The sequence below is a fragment of the Actinomadura logoneensis genome, from assembly GCF_003428695.1.
Lineage (GTDB): Bacteria > Actinomycetota > Actinomycetes > Streptosporangiales > Streptosporangiaceae > Spirillospora > Spirillospora logoneensis.
The window spans coordinates 1-839 of the sequence record NZ_QURH01000419.1; the positions used below are offsets into that span (position 1 = coordinate 1).

Here is an 839-nt window from a genome sequence, read left to right on the forward strand (position 1 = left end):
CGGCGAGCCCGCCGAGCAGCGCGGCGGGGCCGAGCCAGGACGCGCCGAGCCCGGCCGTCATCACGGCCGTGGCGGCGAGGCCCGCGCCCTGGGTGACGCCCATGACGTCCGGCCCGGCGAGCGGGTTGCGGGCGACCGACTGCAGCAGCGCGCCGGACACGCCGAGCAGCGCGCCGACGGCGAGGCCGACCTCGACGCGCGGGAGCCGCAGGTCCTGGACGATCAGGGACGCGGGGCCCTCTCCGGCGAGGGCGCGCAGCACGTCGGCGGGCGCGACGAAGGTGCTGCCGATCGCGAGCGAGGCCACGGCGGCGACGGCGGTCAGCACGGCGAGCACGACGCCGAAGACCAGCGCGCGGCGGCGGACGGTGACGGCGACCGGCCCGAACCCCAGCACGAGGACGCCGGAGGCCGGATGCCGGACGCGCGCCCGCGCGGCGGACGCAGGCGAAGAGGCGGGCGGAGGCACGGGCGAAGGCGAAGGCGGAGGCGTGGACGGGGTCGCGGACGCGGGCCGGGGCACGGGCGTGGAGGCGTCGGGGGTCACGCGGTCACCGTCCGGGCGCGGCGGACGAGGACCAGCAGGAAGGGCGCGCCCAGCAGGGCCGTGACGACGCCCGCGCGGACCTCGGCGGGCGGGGCGACCAGGCGGCCGAGGACGTCGGCGGTCAGCAGCAGGGCGGGGCCGAGCAGGACGGACACGGCGAGGGTCCAGCGGTGGTCGGCGCCGACGAGGGCGCGGGCGAGGTGCGGGACGGCGAGGCCGACGAACCCGATGGGTCCGGCGGCGGCGACGGCGGCGCCGGTGAGCAGGATCGCGGCGGCGGCGGCGCCGAGCC

General features: G+C 80.5%; 2 protein-coding genes. Both read right to left on the minus strand.

What is annotated here, in order from left to right; genetic code table 11:
* Nucleotides 1-469 (minus strand): iron chelate uptake ABC transporter family permease subunit (locus DZF91_RS23055; protein WP_199486819.1); only part of this gene is annotated, 469 nt, incomplete at its 3' end.
* Nucleotides 470-543: 74 nt separating this feature from the next.
* A partial coding sequence (locus DZF91_RS23060) for an iron chelate uptake ABC transporter family permease subunit (protein WP_147341285.1) occupies nt 544-839 on the minus strand: 296 nt, incomplete at its 5' end.